Below are 15,406 nucleotides of genomic sequence, written 5' to 3' on the forward strand. Positions count from 1 at the left end.
GCCAGATGCGCATTTTTTGCGCACAGCATTTGCGGTTACGCCCCACCGCTTTGCAAGGGTTTCCGGCGTGAATGGCGGACAGATGGTTTCATGTCTGCCCATTGTCAGCCCTCCTGTGGTCGCGTGGCAGCGCCTGCCTCGGTCGCCATGCGCTCGATCTGGTGGATGTCGCGGAAGACCCGTGTGACGAACTTGTCATGCTCCCGCTTCGCCGCGACCGGGATACCGGCGCGGCGGCGCAGCTCGTGCGACAGGCTGCTGACCGCGCTCATGCCTGCTGCCTGCCGCTCGGCCTTGCCGGGCACGCGGCCCCGGATCAGATGTTCCCCGCGCCAGTCGTCAGTCATCTGCCTGCACACCCGCGAGGATGCGGGTGATCTCCTGACTGGTGGCGGGATGGGCGCGGCCACATTTGACGCAATAGACTGCCTGTCCGGTCTGGGTAGCCGCGCGATAGAGGCGCTGGTTCTTGGCATCGTCACAGCAGCTCATGCTGCATCCTCCTCGATCGCGGCGGGGCCTTCGGCATCGGGCAGGCGCAGTTCGGGTGGCAGCCAGCGGTCGATCGCGGCGTTCTGGTCGCGCGAAAGGGCGAGGGCCTCGCGGTAATCCGCGTCATGGATGATGCGGTGCAGTTCGGCCGCCTTGGCGGCTTTCTTCAGCTCACGGAACCTTTGCGCCTCGTCCGCCATATGCGGCAGCAGTTCGTCGCGGATCTGATCCAGCATGCCCATCGGCAGGCGTTTGAAATAGTTCTCGGCCGTCGGATGCCACACGTTGCGCGGGTTGACCCGCAGGCGGGCGGCGAGGGCTTTGCCGAAATCGCTGCCCGCCGTGTGAATGGTGCGCACAAGGGCGGCGGTGATCGCCGCGTTGCGCGCCTTGCGGCCAAGGCTCTGAACATCAGACAGCAGGGCAATCGTCAGATCGGCCTTGCCGGTGCGATCATCCGTCGGGATGGCCCGTGCCAGACGCGCGTCGATATGGGTTTCGTCCGGCTTGGACGGGCTGAGGGTTTGCGCTGTGGGGCTGAGAGCCAGCGGGCGATGCCATGGCCAGACATCGGCATTGAGGGTGATGGCCAGAAGATCCAGCACCAGCTCGGGCTTTTCCAGCAAGGCAGTTTGCAGGGCCAGCGTCTGGATGATGCGCAGATCGTCGCGCAGGTTCTGCGGGATGGTTTCCGCCTTGCCGGTGATGACCGCGCCGCTGCCTGCCTCGGCCTCTGGCGCCTCGCGTGGCAACCATGCGCCTTCCATGACGATTTCACCCTGATGACCTACGCGGATGAAGGCCGTGGCGCGGGCGCGGGCGGCATCGTCATAGTCGCCCTCGGCCCGTGTCTCCAGATCGCGCATGCGCGCCAGATCTTCCTGCCCCAGTTCCTCGACCTCGGCCCGTGCTTGCAGCTCATCCAGTTCCTCGGCATCGGGACCGGGCAATTCGCAGGGGGTCCGTTGCAGCCGGGCGCCATAGCGCTCATGAATCAGGTTGTAATCGACGGGCCCGGTAAAGGCATGCACCTCAGCCCAGCCTTCGGCGGCAACCTGCAAGCGGGCGGCTTCCAGCTTTTCCGCAAAGAGTTCGTCCAGCAGTTTGGGGTCCAGTAGCACGGTGTACTCGGAAAACAGGTCAGCCCAAATGCGTCCTCCTCGACCAGTATAGGTTTCAAGCCCGACGAATTTGGCACGGCGGTCGGATGTGGGCACTGCTTCAAGGGTTAGTTCGCGGCGAATCTGGCTTGCGCTCATGCTGCTGTATCCACCGGCTGATCTTATGATGCGCGGGATCATCTCGATCATTGCATCCTCGCTCTGAGCTGCGGTAAGCGCACCGGCCTGATCAATCGAGATCTGCCCGGCGCGCAGCGCTTCCAGTGCCAAGTCGGGGAGTTCGGCGAGCTTCAGGCGGCCCAGCACATGCCGTTCACGCACCGCAAAGGCTCTGGCGATGGCGGTGGGGCTGGCGCCTTGTGCGCGCATCCTGCGATAGGCCACCACCTCATCTGCCGGATTCAGCGCGGCGCGGGCGGTGTTTTCGGTGCCTGCCCATTCGGCCGCGGTGGCGGCGTCGAAGGTGATCAGCACCGGCACTTCGACATCGCCGCCCGCATCACCGTGCAGCAGCTGGAGCGCGCGCAGGCGGCGCCCGCCGGCGACGATGCCGATGCGACGGGATTGCAGGTTAGTGCCATCGGCGAAACCGCCCTCCGGGTCGGCATAGCCCATCAGGTTTTGCAGCAGCCCGGCGGTGCGGATGCTTTCGGACAGCAACTCGATCTCCGCCGGCGGCGGCTCGGAGCGGCTGTTGAGGGGGTGCAGATAGAGGCGCGAAAGCGGCTCCCAGGTAATCTCGGCCATGGTCAAATCCATTTCTAAGAGGGGCAGGACCGGCACTGTCTTGCCGGGGCGGCAGGGGCAGCGCTTCAGGGCTTGTGGCCGTGACGGGTCAGGGTCACGCGGGCCATGCGTTGCAGATCGCGGAACAGGCCGTTCCAGACTTGCTGGCTGAAGGCCTCGTCCGATTCCGGTGAGCAGGTGGGCGTGTGCCGGGCGATGGCCAGAAGGGTCTCGCGGTAATCGGCCAGTTCCGCCTCGGGGGTGGTGGGCGTATCGGCCATGTCACCACCCCGAGCTGATACAGGCGCGGGGGCTTGGCTGCGGCCAGACCACGGCCACGGCAAAGGCCGAGGCGGCGAAGGTCAGCACGGCCAGAACCACAGCGGCATGATGATGGCCCTGCATCACGAGGCCTCCGGCAGCGCATCGGCCAGCGGCAGGCGCAGGGCCACCGGGTCACTGTCCGGGCCGTGGCGCAGGATGGACAGGTGATCATCGGCTGTGATGCAGACGTGCAGAATGCCGCCGCCCGAGGCCAAGCCCTCCAGCACCCAGTTGTCACCACGGGCATGCACCGGGCGCAGGGCACCGCAGGTCACGGCAATGGCAGCCACCTGCGGATCGTCGCGGCAGGCGGTCGCCCAGGCGAGGGTCAGGCGGGCCAGTCCGGGGTGCAGCACCACCACCTCGGCACGCGGCGGATTGCGGGGGAAACGAGGGTCCATCATGCCGCCTCGCCCCCCGCGCTCTGGTCGATCATGTGGCTGGCGCGCAGGCGGTGCTGATGCACGATCTGGCCGCGGGCAGATTTCAGGGTGAGCCATGCCATGGCGTAAAGGCTGGGCCGATGGGCATGATCACCGGGCGCGGCGCAGATCGCCATGGCGTCACGCTGCAAGAGCGGTGTCCGGCCGTGGCGGGAGGAAGGATAGGGGATAATGGTCACGGGGGCCTCCATCGGGTTGGCGATGGAGAATAGTAAGCATATAGCGAACTATTGCGCAATGCTATTTGTTAGCATATCGAGAACTTCCGTGATGCACCATGTATCTGTTCCAGAATCACCGGGCGGAGCCACGCAACAGAAGGAATGCAAAATGGCCGAAAGGGCTTGCAGGAATCGACTGCCTCGCCTCTCCATGGCTGAGGTCATGGAGAGGGTGGATGATGTGAAGCGAGACGATGAACTGATCCGGTCAGTCATGTTTGAACTGGAAGATGCGCCGGAATGGGTGGTTTTCGTCCTGCCGGACTGGGACGATGAGGACGCTGAAGAAGTGCGCAAATACTATCATCTGAGGCTGCTCGCAGATGAAGGGTATCTGGAAGAGACGGGTGCGCATGGTGGCAACTTCCGCATTACAGGTGCGGGCCATGATTTCCTGCGCATGATGAGGGAAGAGGGGCTATGGCATCAGATAAAGGCCAAGGCTTCGGAGGTTCCGGGCTACTCGCTGCGGCTCATGTTCGAAATAGGCCATGCAATGCTGAAGCAAAAGCTCAAAGAGTTGGGGCTTCCTCTCCCCTGACGGGCCGGAAGCCGCCTGACCGAAGTGAGTGCTGCATTCAGCCGATGTCGAGTTTGACGCCAAACGTGCCTTCAGTGATCGTCCCGTCACGCCGTTCACGACGCCAGCCACCAATGATCACGGCGTCTACGATCATGGATTGGCCCGGCAGGCCAACCCGCGTCATCATGTCCCGCCACATCTTTGCGGCCTCCCGAGGCAGATACCCTACCTTGCATTCCTCGATCTCGACGCGAACGGCATTCGGGTCATGGGGGTTTGATGGTTCCGGTGAAAGCGTCGCTTCGCATTCATATTCAACGCCGTCCGGGCATTTTGGGCCAGCGATCGCCTCCCGCGCGTCCTGGTAGTGAGACTCTCCGACAATATGGAATTCGAAAGTGCCTTCGCCTTCAACTTTCAGCATCATGTCCACCTGAAAAAACTGATTCCTGACCTGATTTTCACAGGCGACGGTGCATCCGCAAAGCGAAAACAGGAGTCGCACTGGCCTTGCGGTTGTCCACGGATTTATCCCCCAAAACCTACGCACTGGCGGCTTGTGTTCCCGTAATGTTCGCATCACGTTAACAATACCAATGGGGGTAGCTATGACGGACAATGAATTTACAGAGCTGATTGAGCGGCTGGAACCCGCGCACCGAAAGCAAGTGCTGGAACTTATTCGTTCCGCTTGGCGAGCAGACCAAGCGCGGCGCGCTCAATCGACCTGCGATCATCCGCCGAGAGCTGAGACATGACTTCCAGATGCGTTGCCAGTGATGCCGTATCCCGCTCGCTTTGAGATCCTGAAAACAGTTCGTGCACTTCACAGTGCAGTGCATCAGCGAGGCGCATCAAGAGATCGGCGCCTGGTGATTTTTTTCCGGTTTCCAGTTCAGAGACATAGCCCTTAGAAATCCCTACCAAGTCAGCGAGCTGTTCGCCCGTTAACTTGTTGGATTTCCGCAGCTCTCTGATCCGAAGTTTCATGTTCACTTGATGCCAGATTCTTGTTGCGATTGCTAATCGCACCCAGCGAACTTCTTCTTGCCAAGATGTTCGCTATATGCCAACTATCGGCTATGAGCCAACTTCGCACATATCTCACCCAGACCAAAACCAAGCAGGCAGTGCTGGCCAAGCTCGTTGGCGTGTCGTGCGGCTATATGAGCGAGTTGGTTAAGGGCGACAAAACGCCCGGTCTCGAACTGGCCGTGAAGATCGAAGACGCGACGGGGGGCGCAGTGCCTGCGCGGTCTTGGGTAGCACTGCCCCCCGTCGCGGAAGACCCCGAAAAGGATGTCGCCTGATGTCATCGTCACCACTCCGTAAACTCGCACCTGCTGACCTTGCCCCGCGCCGGGGTCAAATGTCCCGTGCCAACGGTTTTGACCGCGCGGGTCGGGGCAGGGGGGCGGCGTCGGCGCGGCGGGTCACGGTTGCGCCAGTCATCACGCGCCATGCGGCGACGGTGTTCTGGGCCGATCTGGTGGCGCGGCGCTGCGCCAGCCGCGAGGAATGCGCGGTGGTGTTCGCGGTCACGTTTCAAACCGCCTGCAACTGGTTCGACGGGTTCAGCTGCCCTACTGGCGACAAAATGCTGATGGCCATGCGGATGTGGCCCGAGGAGTTCGCGGAATGAGCGGGTTGACCATCAGTTTCGCGCGGCCCTGCCAGACCCGCCTTGAACTGGCGCAGCGGATGCGCGTGACAGCGGCGCTGATCCAGCCGGATCAGGTGTTGCAACTGCAAGCGCGCGCCGGGGATCTGCGGCTGTGGGCGCAGGCGATCGAGGCGCTGGAAGATCGGCCCGCCGTCGTCGTGTCCGAGGCCGAGCGTGAGCCGACCTGGCTGTGGGTGATGCTGCTGACGATGAGCGCCATGACAACTGCGCTGACCGTGCTGGAGCCGGTTGCGCGTTTTGCCGCCGCGATCCTGCTGCGGGGGCTGCAATGAGCCTGCCCGCGCGTTCCACTTTCTCGCACCTCCTCCCTGTTCGGTGCGGCCACGGCGACCTGACTGCTCGGTCGGCTGTGGTAACTGCGGGCGGCACTGCCCTGCCGCCCGCCTTTTCCTTGCCATTTGCGGCGGGTGCCGCAGATGCGTGCCGGGCGCTTTCCCGGTTTCTCTCTGTTGTCCCGGCGCGCTGGTTCGGGGTGTTCCCCTCGGGCCAGCGCTTCGGCGGGGAGGTGGTGTGATGCGGCGGCAGATAGACGCCTGGACCGATGACCAGCAACTGGATGCGCTGGACCGGATCGAGAGGCAGGGGCAGAGCGCGACCGAGGTCGGCGCGGCCTATGGGCGATCCCGCAGCAGCGTTCTGGGCATGGTCAAGCGAGTGCGAGACGATCTCGCGGCCTCCGAGGTTGCGGATTTTGCGCCCGGCACTGGCCCGGCCGTCAAACCTGCAAATCAGGATGGTGCCTTGGGGCCGCTGTGGTGGCGTCGGTCCACCTCGCATCTGAGGCGGCGGTGATGGGCTTTCGGTCGATCGGCAGCATTGCGGCGCAGCTGGTGGCAGTCACCCGTCGGGATGACATCCCGGTCGGCGATTGCACCGCGACGGTGCTGGTGGCCGAGGGCGCGGCGCAGCTGATCTGGCACCGGGGAGTGGCGGGGCCGCTGGCCGGGAATGCGCTGTTCAACGATTTTCTGGCGCCCGGCATGGGTGCGCAACTTCGTCAACTCGCCGATGCGGTGGATGCCGCACAGGCGCTGATCGAACCGAATGGGGGCTTCAAATGAATTTGAGTGACATGAGTCTCGATGACCTGCGGCGCCACCAAGAGAAGAACGCGCGGATCATCGAAGCCTGCGAGATCCTCGATGGGCTACCACGGGACGCTGAGGATAGTGTGCTGTCGATCGACATGACGCCGGGCCTGCCGACAGTCATCACGCTGCCCTGCGGCATGCCGTCCGCGCGGTATTTCGATCCGCCGCCTGAGTTTGAAGTGGTGGAAACTGATCGTCGCCCCGGAGAATCTGCGGAAGCGGCGGGCTGGCGGCGGGTTGACGAAAAATACTGGCGCGAGCTTGATGCCAATAGCCGTGCTGCATTGGCCGCCGATGTGGTGGCCGCTGAGATGCTGGGCGGGTCGGGGGACCTGCAACGGCATAGTCTTGTGGAGAGTCCCCCCGCTGCTGGCCAGCGTGAACAAGCCGGAACGTGCGAGGTCGCGCCCGAGGCGGGGACCGGAGCGGGTGAGAGCCCCGCACACGTTTCAGAGACCCCGGTGAGCGCGCCGCCTGCGGTTGCACCCGCTGCGCGGAAGGATCAGACCGCAGGGCAGGTGACGGGTCCGCTGACCGATGATGAGCGGGCCGAGATTCAGCGCCTCGATGCCGAGGGCGTGTCGCGCAAAGAGATCGCGCGCCGCCTCGGGCGGCGCACGCAGACCGTGGCGCTGTATCTGCACGGGCTGGCGCACCCGCCCAAGGGCGCCGCAGGCAAAACAGAAGAATCCAAGGCGGCCCAGCCCGCCCCCGTGGCCGAACAGGCTTCGGTTGCCGTTTCAGACGGTGCCGATGCGGTTGCGGAAGCGCCGGTGGCGGTGAAGGCCGCGCCGGTGGGTGAGATCGCCGAAGGGGTGGTGCCGGTGGCAGCCCCGACCCCCGCGCCGGTGGCTGGCGGTGCGGCCCCCTTCACCGCCCGGCAGCGCCAGATTGCCGCCCATGTCATGCGCCTGCATGGGCGCGGCGATTTTGATGCGGCAACCGATCTGGCGCTGGTCGAGCAACTGACCTCGGGCACCAAGGCGGGGCAGGTGGCGCTGGATCTGGGGCTGGATTCGGCTGCGGTGGTCGGCCGGTTTCGCGCCCTGACCGCCGTGATCCGGGATGACCGCGACCGCGTGACGATCGACGGGCAAGCCGATCTGTTGCTGGTTCTGCGCGTGGCGGCCGGTGTGGCCCGGCCGGAGGCGGCCTGAGCGGCGTGAGACCGCAGGCCAGAATGCAGTGAGGCGGGCATGGTGACAGCTAATCATCCGGTGGATTGGCGGCGCGTGATGGCGCCGCAGGGGTCGGACTCGGCCCTTGTGCGGGTCGGGTCAGACCCGGCGCAGGTGGCGCGGCATTGCAGCGGCATCGCCTATGTGGCGGCGCCCTATGATGCCCATGCCGGGCAGCGCCGCAAATGGCAGATCGACCGTTCGACGATGATGTCAACGCTGGCCGCGCGCGAGGTGCTGCGGCTGATCTGCGAGCATGTCAGCGCGATCTGCCCGACCGTGCTGCGGGCCGAGGCGATGCATGCCGCCCCGACGGTCAAGGACGCGGTGATCAATCCGCTGGATCTGGAGTTCTGGGCGCGCTGGTCGGCGCCGTATCTGACTGCCTGTGGCATCGTCGTTGTGCCGGATATCCGCGGCTGGCAGCGCTGCCCGATGGTGGCGCGGGATGTCACATGGGCGCTCGATCACAATGTGCCGGTGCATCTCTATGCGGGGGCGGCATGACCCGCGATGATCCACGCCCGGCCGAAGCGGCGGCCATGGATATGGCCGAGGTCGCCAACCGGCTGGCCATTCAGGGCCTGACCCGCGCGGGCCGGGAAATGATCGGGCCATGCCCGCGCTGTGGTGGCAAAGATCGCTTCGGGATCAACATCCAGAAGCGGGTATTCCAGTGCCGCAAATGCGGTGGCAAGGGCGGCAATGTCGATCTGGTGATGTTTGTGATGGGGCTGGCCTTCCCGGCTGCGCTGGAATGGCTGTGCGGATCGGTGGAGGGCGTCAGCCCCGAGGAACGCCGCCAGCGCGAGCGGAAGGCGGCCGAGAACAAGGCGCGGAACGATGCGAAAGCCGCCGCCGCGCGGGAACAGGCCCGGCGCGAGGCGCGCGAGATCTGGGAACAGGGCCAACCGGCGCAGGATAGCCCGGTGCATGATTACCTCGCGCTGCGGGGCATCCCGCGCGCGCGATTCCCGCGCCTGCCGGTGTGCCTGCGGTTTCACCCCTCGCTCGGCTATATGGTGCAGGTCGATCGGCAATGGGTCGAGGCGCATCGGGGCCCGGCGATGCTGGCCGCCATTCAGGGGCCGGATGGCCGGTTCATCGGTGTGCACCGCACCTGGTTCGACCCGTCCAGGCCGAAGGGCAAGCCCGCGATCCTGCACCCGGTTTCCGGTGATCGGCTGAAGGTCAAGAAATCGCTCGGCTCGGTCAAGGGCGGGGCGATCCGTCTGACGCCGCCGGGTCGGGTGCTGATCATGGGCGAGGGGATCGAAACGACGCTGACCGCGCTGCTGGCCGATGAACCGCCGGGTGCCGCCTATTGGGCCGGGGTCAGCCTCGGCAATATGGCGGGCCAGCGTCAGCTGGGGCAGGGCCTGAAATACGCCGGGCTGCCCGATCTGGGCGATACCGAGGCCTTCGTGCCGCCCGCCGGCGTCGAACGGCTGATCTTCGTCCAGGACGGCGACTCCGAACCGCGCCTGACGCGGTCGCAACTGCTGTCCGGCATTCGCCGCGCCATGGCGCTGCGCCCCGGCCTGCGCGGTCAGGTGGCGCCATGCCCAGCCGGCGTCGATCTCAATGATGTGCTGATGGAAAGGCCGGAGGCATCCGACCCGGTGCCATGACGGCGCCCCTCGAAATCACGCTGTGCCGCGAAACCGGCACGGCCCTGATGTGCAAGGCCGGATGGTCGGAGCGCATCCCGATAGCCGATCTGCCCCGGAAGCTGCGGTTTTACCGCAGTCTCTGGTCGCGCGGGTCGAAGGTCAAAGGCGAACCCGGTCCCTGGGCCGGGCATTACGAACAGGATCTGCGCGCCCTCGAGGCCGCGATCCGGGAGGCAGGCAGTGACGGATAATCTCGACAAGGTGCGCCAGATCATGGCCTCGGCCGAGGATGTGGACATGCCGGAGGGGCTGGTGGCGCCGGAGGCGGAGCCTGATCACGATGTGCCGCTGGGGGATGAGGATGTCGGTTATCCCGGCGATGACGCCATGCCCCCGCACCCCCCTCTTGAAGACGATGATGCTCCCCCGCCCGAGGCTGAGTGCGTCATGTTTCCGCTCAATGACTTCGGCAATGCGCAGCGGTTCATACGCCATTTCGGGGAGGATGTGCGCTTCGTGCAGGATCTTGGCTGGGTCGCGTGGAACGGAACGCACTTCCAGCTTGATCCGCAGGGTCTGGTGGTGCGCGCCTTGTCACAGCAGTTGGGCGATCTGATCGCCAAGGAAATCCCGTACATCACGCTGGATGACTGGCAGATGGAAGCCATCGGCAAGGAAGCGGATCTGCGCGCCAGGGTGACCGAGCTTCAGGCCGAGACGGGAGAGGATGGTCGTCTGACCCCGGATGCCGAGCGCGAGATTGCAGAGATCGGCACGCGGCTGCGCGCCATCGCCGATCTGAAGAAGACCCTGAGCGACAAGCGGAAGGCGCATCGCAACTTTGCCCGCACGGCCGGGAACTCCGGTCGGATCAAGGCGGCGCTTGAAGAGGCTGCGCCGCATGTGAAGTTGCGCCATGAAGATCTGGATTCGGACCCACTGGCGATCAACTGCCAGTCTGGCACGCTGCGCATGGCGTTAGATATAGATCCAGATACCGGAACCCGGACGGCCTCGGTCCGGCTCGATCCGCATGACAGGGCCGACAATATCTCCAAGCGTATCGAAGCCGGATATGACCCGGCCGCCAAGTGCCCGAAGTTCATGACCTTCCTCGAGCGCGTCCAGCCGGCAGAGGAAATGCGGCGCTATCTTCAGCGTTGGCTCGGACTGTCGATCTCCGGTCTGCCGGTGCAAGCAATGATGTTCTGGTATGGCGCCGGCGCAAACGGGAAGTCCGTGCTGAGCGAGATAATGGCAAAGCTGCTTGGCGATTACGCGGCAGATATTCGTATCGAAACTCTCACCGGAAAGGGCCAGCAAAGCGGGGCACAGGCGACGCCAGATCTCGTCTATCTGGTCGGGGCGCGCTTTGCCCGAGCCATGGAACCTCGCGAGGGCGAGCAACTGCAAGCCGCGCTGATCAAGTCGATCACTTCGGGCGAGCCGATCATGGTTCGGGCAAACTACGGGGCATTCTTCCGACTATACCCCTATTTCAAGCTCACGATGTCGGGAAACCACAAGCCCGATATCCGGGAAACCGACGATGGGATCTGGCGTCGTATGAAGTTGGTGCCTTGGGGTGTGCAGATTCCCGAGGCCGAGCGCGATCCAGATCTGATTTCCAAGCTGTTGGAAGAGCGTGACGGGATTCTGCAATGGCTGATTGACGGGCTGGTCGATTATCTGGAAGGCGGCATGCGGGAACCAGATCAGGTGCGTCTGGCGACGCAGGAATACCGCGAGGACAGTGACCCGATCGGATCCTTCATCGCAGGCTGCTGCCATTGCACCGGCAATGACAAGGACAGGATCGGTGCGCGCGATCTTGGTATGGCCTTCAATTACTGGCTGCAACTCCGCGGCGAAACACGCTGGTCTGATCGCCGCATCGCCATGCGGCTGAAGGAAAAGGTGGGTCGCTGGCGAAGTCCACGCGATGGGCAGGGCTATGACGTGGTTAAGGCCCACGGTGTCATGACCTACACGGGCATTCGCTTCGATGAGGAATTCGGCCCCCGCTTCTGGGATGCTCCCCGCGATCAGGACGGCCGCCCCATACCGGGCCGAACCCCGTTCTATGGATGATCTCCCCGCACCCCTCGCCCGATTTCGGGGAGGATGGGGAACATACGACGGCTATGGGGAGGTTTGTTTCTGCTCGGGGGTGAGGGGTGGAAATTCAGCGGTGACAATGGGTTGATGTGATTTCGGGGAGGTCGGGGAGTTGGGGGAGCATTCTGCGCGTGATGTATGAGGATGTATCTTCCAAGGGGTTGGGGGGCAGATATTGGCGGTGAAATTCATGTGTATGACTGAATATACTCCCCCAACTCCCCGACCTCCCCTAGTTCTGCGCATGTTATTGAATGTGCTTGGTAATTCATACTCATGCGCCTTCGTTTCTTCCTCCCCATTCATCTTCACTTGCTCCCCATACTCCCCAAGAAAAACGACGAAAGACAAGGTTAAGTGAAAAAAGGGCTAAAAGGCACAAGATATGGGAAACGCGATGCTGGAACGGGAAATCGAGGCAACGGTGCTGCGGATGGTGGCGCGGCGGACAGAGGTGGTGCGGGCCATTGCCTCGGCCATGGGGATGGCTGATCCGACCATGGGCGAGGGGGACCGGCTGGCCACGCTGAAGGCGCGGGCGGTGGCGCCAGAGACTTGCGGGCCGGATATGCCGGTCGCCCCGGCACGGGGTCGCATGGTGCGGGTAGCGCCGGTTGCAATGCAGTTGACAGAAGGGGGCTGGGCGCCGCAGCACGGTGGCTTCCGGGGCAGGGATGCGGCGCGCGCGGCGGATGTGTTCGACGAAATGGCCCGGCAGGCCAGGCGCAAGGGAAGTGATGACCCCTTCACTCAGCGCCAGAAGGGCGCAGGCCGGGCCTATGCCACGCTGGTGGAGCGGCATTCGGCGGTCGGCCTGAAGGGCCGTTCGGTCGAGACCATGCTGACCGGCCGCAGCGGTGGTGGCGGTGACGGCGTGGTGGACATCATCCTTGATGAGGGCGCGGCGATTGCAGCCATGCGGTCGGCGGTCGGGGATGGCTGGGCGCTGGTGGTGGTGCGCCAGAGCAAGCGCAAGCGCACGCCTCTGACCGTGGCCGAGCTGGTGGATCGTGTCTGCCTTGGCGGTGAGACGGTGAGCGCCATCCTCGATGCCTGCGGCTGGTCGGTCTACGGCGAGTCCGTCGATTGGGCGCGGGCTGCTTTGGCTGAGGCGCTCGACCGCATGGCAGATACCATGCCGAAAGTGTCTTGACGGCTTAACTCAACCGGATGTAGTTCTATTGACATGATCCACAGATGCGCCCGGAGGAACCCCCTCGCGGGCGCTTCGCGTTTCAACCCTCCCAACCAAGGTCAGCCATGCGTATCAGGAAGCTGCGCGACAGTGGTCGCAAGCTGTCCCTCGGGGCCAAGTATCTGGAGCGGACAGAACGGGACCATGATCGGGCGCGGCTTGCTGCCAACCCGCTGCGCGCGCAATACGGCACTGCCCGTTGGCAACGGCTGCGCTGGTCCATCCTTGTGCGGGACGGTCAGCAGTGCCGCATCTGCGGCCTTGTCGAGACGGATACCTCAAAGCTGGTCGCGGACCATATCCAGCCGCATCGCGGAGATGAGGCGCTGTTCTGGGATGCGAGCAACCTCCAGTGCCTGTGCAAGCCTTGCCATGACAAGGTGAAGCAGAGGGAGGAAGTCCGCGCCCGCCGCACCGCGAGGGAGGGGGGGGGCTAATCGCTGGGAGGCGGCATGGCCTAGACCGGCTCGCTCACTCATCTGGAGGTTTTTTTTTATGGGCGATTGCGTTTTGGACCTGTTCGGCAACCCAGTGCGTGACAATCACGGCAAGCGCGGGCGGCCTGCTTTTGAGGTGACGGAGAGAAACCGCAATAAAGTCAAGCTGTTGCTGGCCTGTGGCTGGTCGAACGAACGTATTGCGAATGCAATCGAGTGCTCCCTCGCCACGCTCAAGAGGTATTTTAGAGCCGAGCTGTCGGTGCGGGATGCGATGCGCGACCGGCTGGATGCTGAGCGCATGATGCAGGTTGCCGAGCAGGCGGCTGCCGGCAACGTAGGGGCGCATCGGATCTTCGGGCAGATGCTCGACCGCAATGACCAAATGGAGGCCGAGCGTCGTATTTCCAAGCCAGACCGGCCTGCCGCTGATGAGCGTCTGGGCAAGAAGGCGGAACGAGACCGCATGGCACAGGATGCCGATGCGGACATGATGGCCCTCCTGGAAGAAGAATCGGCTGTGGATGTCCGCCACTGAGGCCCTGCCGCGCTTCGCCTGCCCGGACTGGTGGCAGCGCCTTCAGGCTGGCGACGTCCCGTTCGCCGACGTGCCGGTCAATCGCGCGCGGGCAGGCAAGGCACTGGCCTTCTTCAACCGGCTTCAGCTTGCTGATCAGCCGGGCATGCCGACGCTGGCCGAGGGATGTGGTGAGTGGTTCAAGGCGATTGTCGAGGTGTTTTTCGGGTCGGAAGATCCAGAGACACTACTTCCGCAGGTCTGGGAACTGCTTTGCATGGTCCCGAAAAAGAACAGCAAGACGACGTATGCCGGCGCACTGGGTTTGACAGCCTTGATGCTGGAAGAGGCACATAACCGGCAAATGCTCTTGGTGGGGCCAACGCAGGCGATTTCCAGGCGCTGTTTCAAGCAGGCTGCTGACATGATCCGCGCCAGCGAGAAGCTGCTGAAGATCTTCCACATCAACGACCCGGACATGGTTATCACCCGGCGCGCCACCCGCACCAAGCTCGCGGTCAAGACATTTGCGACCAACATTGTGACGGGCGAGATCCCGATCCTGACCATTATCGATGAGGTTCACCTGCTCGGGGCGATGCCAAAGGCCGCGGCGGTGATGCAGCAGATTCGGGGAGGGGGGATCACACGCCAACGCGGCAAGATCCTGATGATCACGACGCAGAGCGATGAATCGCCGGCAGGCATCTGGCGCACAGAACTCGACAAGGCGCGGAAGATCAGGGACGGCAAGGCTGGTTCAAAGCCGATCATGTTGCCTGTGCTGTATGAGTTCCCGGCCGAGTTGCAGAAGAACCCGGAATTCTGGCGCGACACGCGAAACTGGAAGCTGGTGCTGCCGAACCTCGGCATGTCGATCCCGGACGAACAGCCGTTGATCGAGGATTATGAAAATAACGGCAAGATCAATCGCCACGCCGAACAGGTCTGGGCCAGTCAGCATCTGAATATCGAAATCGGCGTCGGCCTGTCTGCCGGATGGGCAGGGGCAAAATACTGGGATGATGCGGCCCAGCCCGGCCTGACGCTGGACGAGCTGATTGAACGCAGTGAGGTCGCTGTGATGGGCGTCGATGGCGGGGGCCTTGATGACCTGTTCGGCGTGGCTGTCCTGGGCCGCTGCCGCGAAACCGGCGACTTGCTCCATTGGGCGAAGGCTTGGGCGCATCCCGATGTTCTTGAAGAGCGGAAAGAGATCGCAGCCAGATTGCGCGGCTTCGCGGATGATGGCGATCTCGTGTTGCTGGATGACGAGAATGTCAGTGGTGATACCGATGATGTCGCAGAGATCGCAAGCCGCCTGATCGACGCGGGGTTGCTGCCTGAAGAGGATGCAATCGGTGTTGATACCACAAATCTGGCTGCGATTCAGCGTCCCTTGTTCAGGGTCGGTGTGACGTATGAACAGCTGGTTGTGATCGGGCAAGACTACCGTCTTTCGCCAGCCTGGTGGGGCATGGAGCGTATGCTCAAGACCAGAACCTTCCGGCACGCCGGCCAACCGATGATGGCGTGGTGTGTTGGAAATGCCAAACCTGAACAGAAGGGCTCCGCGATGCGCATCACCAAGGAAGTGGCGGGGAAGGCGAAGATCGACCCACTGGTCGCAACTGCGCAGGCCGTAATCCTGATGGCCCGCAATCCCGAGGCGGGTGGTGCTGGCACCGTCATCACGATTCCTGAAGATTATGTGGTGGGATGA

24 protein-coding genes are annotated in these 15,406 nt (G+C 63.7%); 15 read left to right on the forward strand and 9 right to left on the reverse strand.

Going from position 1 to position 15,406, the window contains the following annotated elements:
• Nucleotides 1–104 precede the first annotated feature (104 nt).
• From D2N39_RS12515 to D2N39_RS22685, 7 genes are all read right to left on the reverse strand, one after another.
• On the reverse strand, nucleotides 105–347 hold the full coding sequence (locus tag D2N39_RS12515; RefSeq protein ID WP_119135125.1) for a hypothetical protein: 243 nt from the start codon (nucleotides 345–347) through the stop codon (nucleotides 105–107).
• Nucleotides 340–492 carry a hypothetical protein gene (locus D2N39_RS22900; protein WP_158589819.1) on the reverse strand — a complete coding sequence of 51 codons (153 nt, stop codon included), beginning with the start codon at nucleotides 490–492 and terminating at the stop codon, nucleotides 340–342. The genes D2N39_RS12515 and D2N39_RS22900 overlap by 8 nt, the downstream gene beginning before the upstream one ends.
• Nucleotides 489–2,360 carry a ParB/RepB/Spo0J family partition protein gene (locus D2N39_RS12520; protein WP_158589820.1) on the reverse strand — a complete coding sequence of 624 codons (1,872 nt, stop codon included), beginning with the start codon at nucleotides 2,358–2,360 and terminating at the stop codon, nucleotides 489–491. Before D2N39_RS12520 ends, D2N39_RS22900 begins: the two co-directional genes overlap by 4 nt.
• 65 nt (nucleotides 2,361–2,425) lie before the next feature.
• A complete protein-coding gene (locus tag D2N39_RS12525; protein WP_119135127.1) occupies nucleotides 2,426–2,620 on the reverse strand; it encodes a hypothetical protein in 195 nt (64 codons plus the stop codon).
• A 1-nt stretch (nucleotide 2,621) separates the two neighbouring features.
• Nucleotides 2,622–2,744 (reverse strand): hypothetical protein, encoded by a 123-nt coding sequence (locus tag D2N39_RS23575; protein WP_267899578.1) that lies wholly within the window; start codon nucleotides 2,742–2,744, stop codon nucleotides 2,622–2,624.
• A complete protein-coding gene (locus tag D2N39_RS12530) occupies nucleotides 2,744–3,067 on the reverse strand; it encodes a hypothetical protein (protein ID WP_119135128.1) in 324 nt (107 codons plus the stop codon). Before D2N39_RS12530 ends, D2N39_RS23575 begins: the two co-directional genes overlap by 1 nt.
• The gene (locus D2N39_RS22685) at nucleotides 3,064–3,285 is read right to left on the reverse strand and encodes a hypothetical protein (RefSeq protein ID WP_147373481.1); all 222 of its coding nucleotides are present in this window, start codon (nucleotides 3,283–3,285) and stop codon (nucleotides 3,064–3,066) included. Before D2N39_RS22685 ends, D2N39_RS12530 begins: the two co-directional genes overlap by 4 nt.
• Nucleotides 3,286–3,436: 151 nt before the next feature.
• On the opposite strand from D2N39_RS22685, the gene D2N39_RS12535 reads away from it, so the two are divergent.
• Entirely contained in the window at nucleotides 3,437–3,868 is a 432-nt protein-coding gene (locus D2N39_RS12535; protein ID WP_158589821.1) for a DUF2513 domain-containing protein, read from the forward strand.
• Nucleotides 3,869–3,905: 37 nt separating this feature from the next.
• On the opposite strand, the gene D2N39_RS12540 is transcribed toward D2N39_RS12535, so the two are convergent.
• The gene (locus tag D2N39_RS12540; RefSeq protein ID WP_158589822.1) at nucleotides 3,906–4,274 is read right to left on the reverse strand and encodes an HIRAN domain-containing protein; all 369 of its coding nucleotides are present in this window, start codon (nucleotides 4,272–4,274) and stop codon (nucleotides 3,906–3,908) included.
• A gap of 254 nt (nucleotides 4,275–4,528) precedes the next feature.
• Nucleotides 4,529–4,840 (reverse strand): helix-turn-helix domain-containing protein, encoded by a 312-nt coding sequence (locus D2N39_RS12545; protein ID WP_119135131.1) that lies wholly within the window; start codon nucleotides 4,838–4,840, stop codon nucleotides 4,529–4,531.
• Nucleotides 4,841–5,016: 176 nt separating this feature from the next.
• On the opposite strand from D2N39_RS12545, the gene D2N39_RS22905 reads away from it, so the two are divergent.
• The 14 genes from D2N39_RS22905 (at nucleotide 5,017) to D2N39_RS12615 (ending at nucleotide 15,406) form a co-directional block, all read left to right on the forward strand.
• Nucleotides 5,017–5,160, forward strand: coding sequence for a hypothetical protein (locus D2N39_RS22905; RefSeq protein WP_158589823.1), 144 nt, complete (start codon nucleotides 5,017–5,019; stop codon nucleotides 5,158–5,160).
• A gap of 59 nt (nucleotides 5,161–5,219) precedes the next feature.
• Nucleotides 5,220–5,492 (forward strand): hypothetical protein, encoded by a 273-nt coding sequence (locus tag D2N39_RS12555; protein WP_119135133.1) that lies wholly within the window; start codon nucleotides 5,220–5,222, stop codon nucleotides 5,490–5,492.
• Nucleotides 5,489–5,806 carry a hypothetical protein gene (locus tag D2N39_RS12560; protein WP_119135134.1) on the forward strand — a complete coding sequence of 106 codons (318 nt, stop codon included), beginning with the start codon at nucleotides 5,489–5,491 and terminating at the stop codon, nucleotides 5,804–5,806. The genes D2N39_RS12555 and D2N39_RS12560 overlap by 4 nt, the downstream gene beginning before the upstream one ends.
• A 241-nt stretch (nucleotides 5,807–6,047) precedes the next feature.
• The gene (locus tag D2N39_RS12565; RefSeq protein WP_119135135.1) at nucleotides 6,048–6,326 is read left to right on the forward strand and encodes a hypothetical protein; all 279 of its coding nucleotides are present in this window, start codon (nucleotides 6,048–6,050) and stop codon (nucleotides 6,324–6,326) included.
• Nucleotides 6,326–6,595 (forward strand): hypothetical protein, encoded by a 270-nt coding sequence (locus D2N39_RS12570; RefSeq protein WP_119135136.1) that lies wholly within the window; start codon nucleotides 6,326–6,328, stop codon nucleotides 6,593–6,595. The genes D2N39_RS12565 and D2N39_RS12570 overlap by 1 nt, the downstream gene beginning before the upstream one ends.
• An 11-nt stretch (nucleotides 6,596–6,606) precedes the next feature.
• On the forward strand, nucleotides 6,607–7,782 hold the full coding sequence (locus D2N39_RS12575; RefSeq protein ID WP_158589824.1) for a helix-turn-helix domain-containing protein: 1,176 nt from the start codon (nucleotides 6,607–6,609) through the stop codon (nucleotides 7,780–7,782).
• 39 nt (nucleotides 7,783–7,821) lie between these two features.
• On the forward strand, nucleotides 7,822–8,310 hold the full coding sequence (locus D2N39_RS12580; RefSeq protein WP_119135138.1) for a DUF1937 family protein: 489 nt from the start codon (nucleotides 7,822–7,824) through the stop codon (nucleotides 8,308–8,310).
• On the forward strand, nucleotides 8,307–9,434 hold the full coding sequence (locus D2N39_RS12585; protein ID WP_119135139.1) for a DUF7146 domain-containing protein: 1,128 nt from the start codon (nucleotides 8,307–8,309) through the stop codon (nucleotides 9,432–9,434). Before D2N39_RS12580 ends, D2N39_RS12585 begins: the two co-directional genes overlap by 4 nt.
• Complete coding sequence (locus D2N39_RS12590; RefSeq protein ID WP_108130540.1) at nucleotides 9,431–9,667, forward strand: hypothetical protein; 237 nt, start codon at nucleotides 9,431–9,433, stop codon at nucleotides 9,665–9,667. Before D2N39_RS12585 ends, D2N39_RS12590 begins: the two co-directional genes overlap by 4 nt.
• The gene (locus D2N39_RS12595; RefSeq protein WP_119135140.1) at nucleotides 9,657–11,507 is read left to right on the forward strand and encodes a DNA primase family protein; all 1,851 of its coding nucleotides are present in this window, start codon (nucleotides 9,657–9,659) and stop codon (nucleotides 11,505–11,507) included. Before D2N39_RS12590 ends, D2N39_RS12595 begins: the two co-directional genes overlap by 11 nt.
• A 424-nt stretch (nucleotides 11,508–11,931) precedes the next feature.
• Complete coding sequence (locus D2N39_RS12600) at nucleotides 11,932–12,687, forward strand: hypothetical protein (RefSeq protein WP_147373483.1); 756 nt, start codon at nucleotides 11,932–11,934, stop codon at nucleotides 12,685–12,687.
• A 107-nt stretch (nucleotides 12,688–12,794) separates the two neighbouring features.
• Nucleotides 12,795–13,166 carry an HNH endonuclease gene (locus tag D2N39_RS12605; protein WP_119135142.1) on the forward strand — a complete coding sequence of 124 codons (372 nt, stop codon included), beginning with the start codon at nucleotides 12,795–12,797 and terminating at the stop codon, nucleotides 13,164–13,166.
• Nucleotides 13,167–13,224: 58 nt separating this feature from the next.
• Entirely contained in the window at nucleotides 13,225–13,704 is a 480-nt protein-coding gene (locus D2N39_RS12610) for a hypothetical protein (protein WP_119135143.1), read from the forward strand.
• Nucleotides 13,691–15,406: a terminase large subunit domain-containing protein gene (locus D2N39_RS12615; protein WP_119135144.1), complete on the forward strand. Its 1,716-nt coding sequence runs from the start codon at nucleotides 13,691–13,693 to the stop codon at nucleotides 15,404–15,406. The genes D2N39_RS12610 and D2N39_RS12615 overlap by 14 nt, the downstream gene beginning before the upstream one ends.

Source organism: Gemmobacter lutimaris, from assembly GCF_003570715.1.
In the GTDB taxonomy this organism is placed as follows: Bacteria; Pseudomonadota; Alphaproteobacteria; order Rhodobacterales; family Rhodobacteraceae; genus Gemmobacter; species Gemmobacter lutimaris.

What these genes read in the sequence shown, in the direction of transcription:
- D2N39_RS12515 (WP_119135125.1), bottom strand. Translation starts at nt 347, where the DNA reads ATGACTGACGACTGGCGCGGGGAACATCTGATCCGGGGCCGCGTGCCC.
- D2N39_RS12565 (WP_119135135.1), top strand. Translation starts at nt 6,048, where the DNA reads ATGCGGCGGCAGATAGACGCCTGGACCGATGACCAGCAACTGGATGCG.
- D2N39_RS22900 (WP_158589819.1), bottom strand. Translation starts at nt 492, where the DNA reads ATGAGCTGCTGTGACGATGCCAAGAACCAGCGCCTCTATCGCGCGGCT.
- D2N39_RS12530 (WP_119135128.1), bottom strand. Translation starts at nt 3,067, where the DNA reads ATGATGGACCCTCGTTTCCCCCGCAATCCGCCGCGTGCCGAGGTGGTG.
- D2N39_RS12610 (WP_119135143.1), top strand. Translation starts at nt 13,225, where the DNA reads ATGGGCGATTGCGTTTTGGACCTGTTCGGCAACCCAGTGCGTGACAAT.
- D2N39_RS12605 (WP_119135142.1), top strand. Translation starts at nt 12,795, where the DNA reads ATGCGTATCAGGAAGCTGCGCGACAGTGGTCGCAAGCTGTCCCTCGGG.
- D2N39_RS12580 (WP_119135138.1), top strand. Translation starts at nt 7,822, where the DNA reads ATGGTGACAGCTAATCATCCGGTGGATTGGCGGCGCGTGATGGCGCCG.
- D2N39_RS12590 (WP_108130540.1), top strand. Translation starts at nt 9,431, where the DNA reads ATGACGGCGCCCCTCGAAATCACGCTGTGCCGCGAAACCGGCACGGCC.
- D2N39_RS12555 (WP_119135133.1), top strand. Translation starts at nt 5,220, where the DNA reads ATGTCCCGTGCCAACGGTTTTGACCGCGCGGGTCGGGGCAGGGGGGCG.
- D2N39_RS12535 (WP_158589821.1), top strand. Translation starts at nt 3,437, where the DNA reads ATGGCCGAAAGGGCTTGCAGGAATCGACTGCCTCGCCTCTCCATGGCT.
- D2N39_RS12600 (WP_147373483.1), top strand. Translation starts at nt 11,932, where the DNA reads ATGCTGGAACGGGAAATCGAGGCAACGGTGCTGCGGATGGTGGCGCGG.
- D2N39_RS12585 (WP_119135139.1), top strand. Translation starts at nt 8,307, where the DNA reads ATGACCCGCGATGATCCACGCCCGGCCGAAGCGGCGGCCATGGATATG.
- D2N39_RS12615 (WP_119135144.1), top strand. Translation starts at nt 13,691, where the DNA reads ATGTCCGCCACTGAGGCCCTGCCGCGCTTCGCCTGCCCGGACTGGTGG.
- D2N39_RS12520 (WP_158589820.1), bottom strand. Translation starts at nt 2,360, where the DNA reads ATGGCCGAGATTACCTGGGAGCCGCTTTCGCGCCTCTATCTGCACCCC.
- D2N39_RS12525 (WP_119135127.1), bottom strand. Translation starts at nt 2,620, where the DNA reads ATGGCCGATACGCCCACCACCCCCGAGGCGGAACTGGCCGATTACCGC.
- D2N39_RS22905 (WP_158589823.1), top strand. Translation starts at nt 5,017, where the DNA reads ATGAGCGAGTTGGTTAAGGGCGACAAAACGCCCGGTCTCGAACTGGCC.
- D2N39_RS12560 (WP_119135134.1), top strand. Translation starts at nt 5,489, where the DNA reads ATGAGCGGGTTGACCATCAGTTTCGCGCGGCCCTGCCAGACCCGCCTT.
- D2N39_RS23575 (WP_267899578.1), bottom strand. Translation starts at nt 2,744, where the DNA reads ATGCAGGGCCATCATCATGCCGCTGTGGTTCTGGCCGTGCTGACCTTC.
- D2N39_RS12570 (WP_119135136.1), top strand. Translation starts at nt 6,326, where the DNA reads ATGGGCTTTCGGTCGATCGGCAGCATTGCGGCGCAGCTGGTGGCAGTC.
- D2N39_RS12575 (WP_158589824.1), top strand. Translation starts at nt 6,607, where the DNA reads ATGAGTCTCGATGACCTGCGGCGCCACCAAGAGAAGAACGCGCGGATC.
- D2N39_RS12540 (WP_158589822.1), bottom strand. Translation starts at nt 4,274, where the DNA reads ATGCTGAAAGTTGAAGGCGAAGGCACTTTCGAATTCCATATTGTCGGA.
- D2N39_RS12545 (WP_119135131.1), bottom strand. Translation starts at nt 4,840, where the DNA reads ATGAAACTTCGGATCAGAGAGCTGCGGAAATCCAACAAGTTAACGGGC.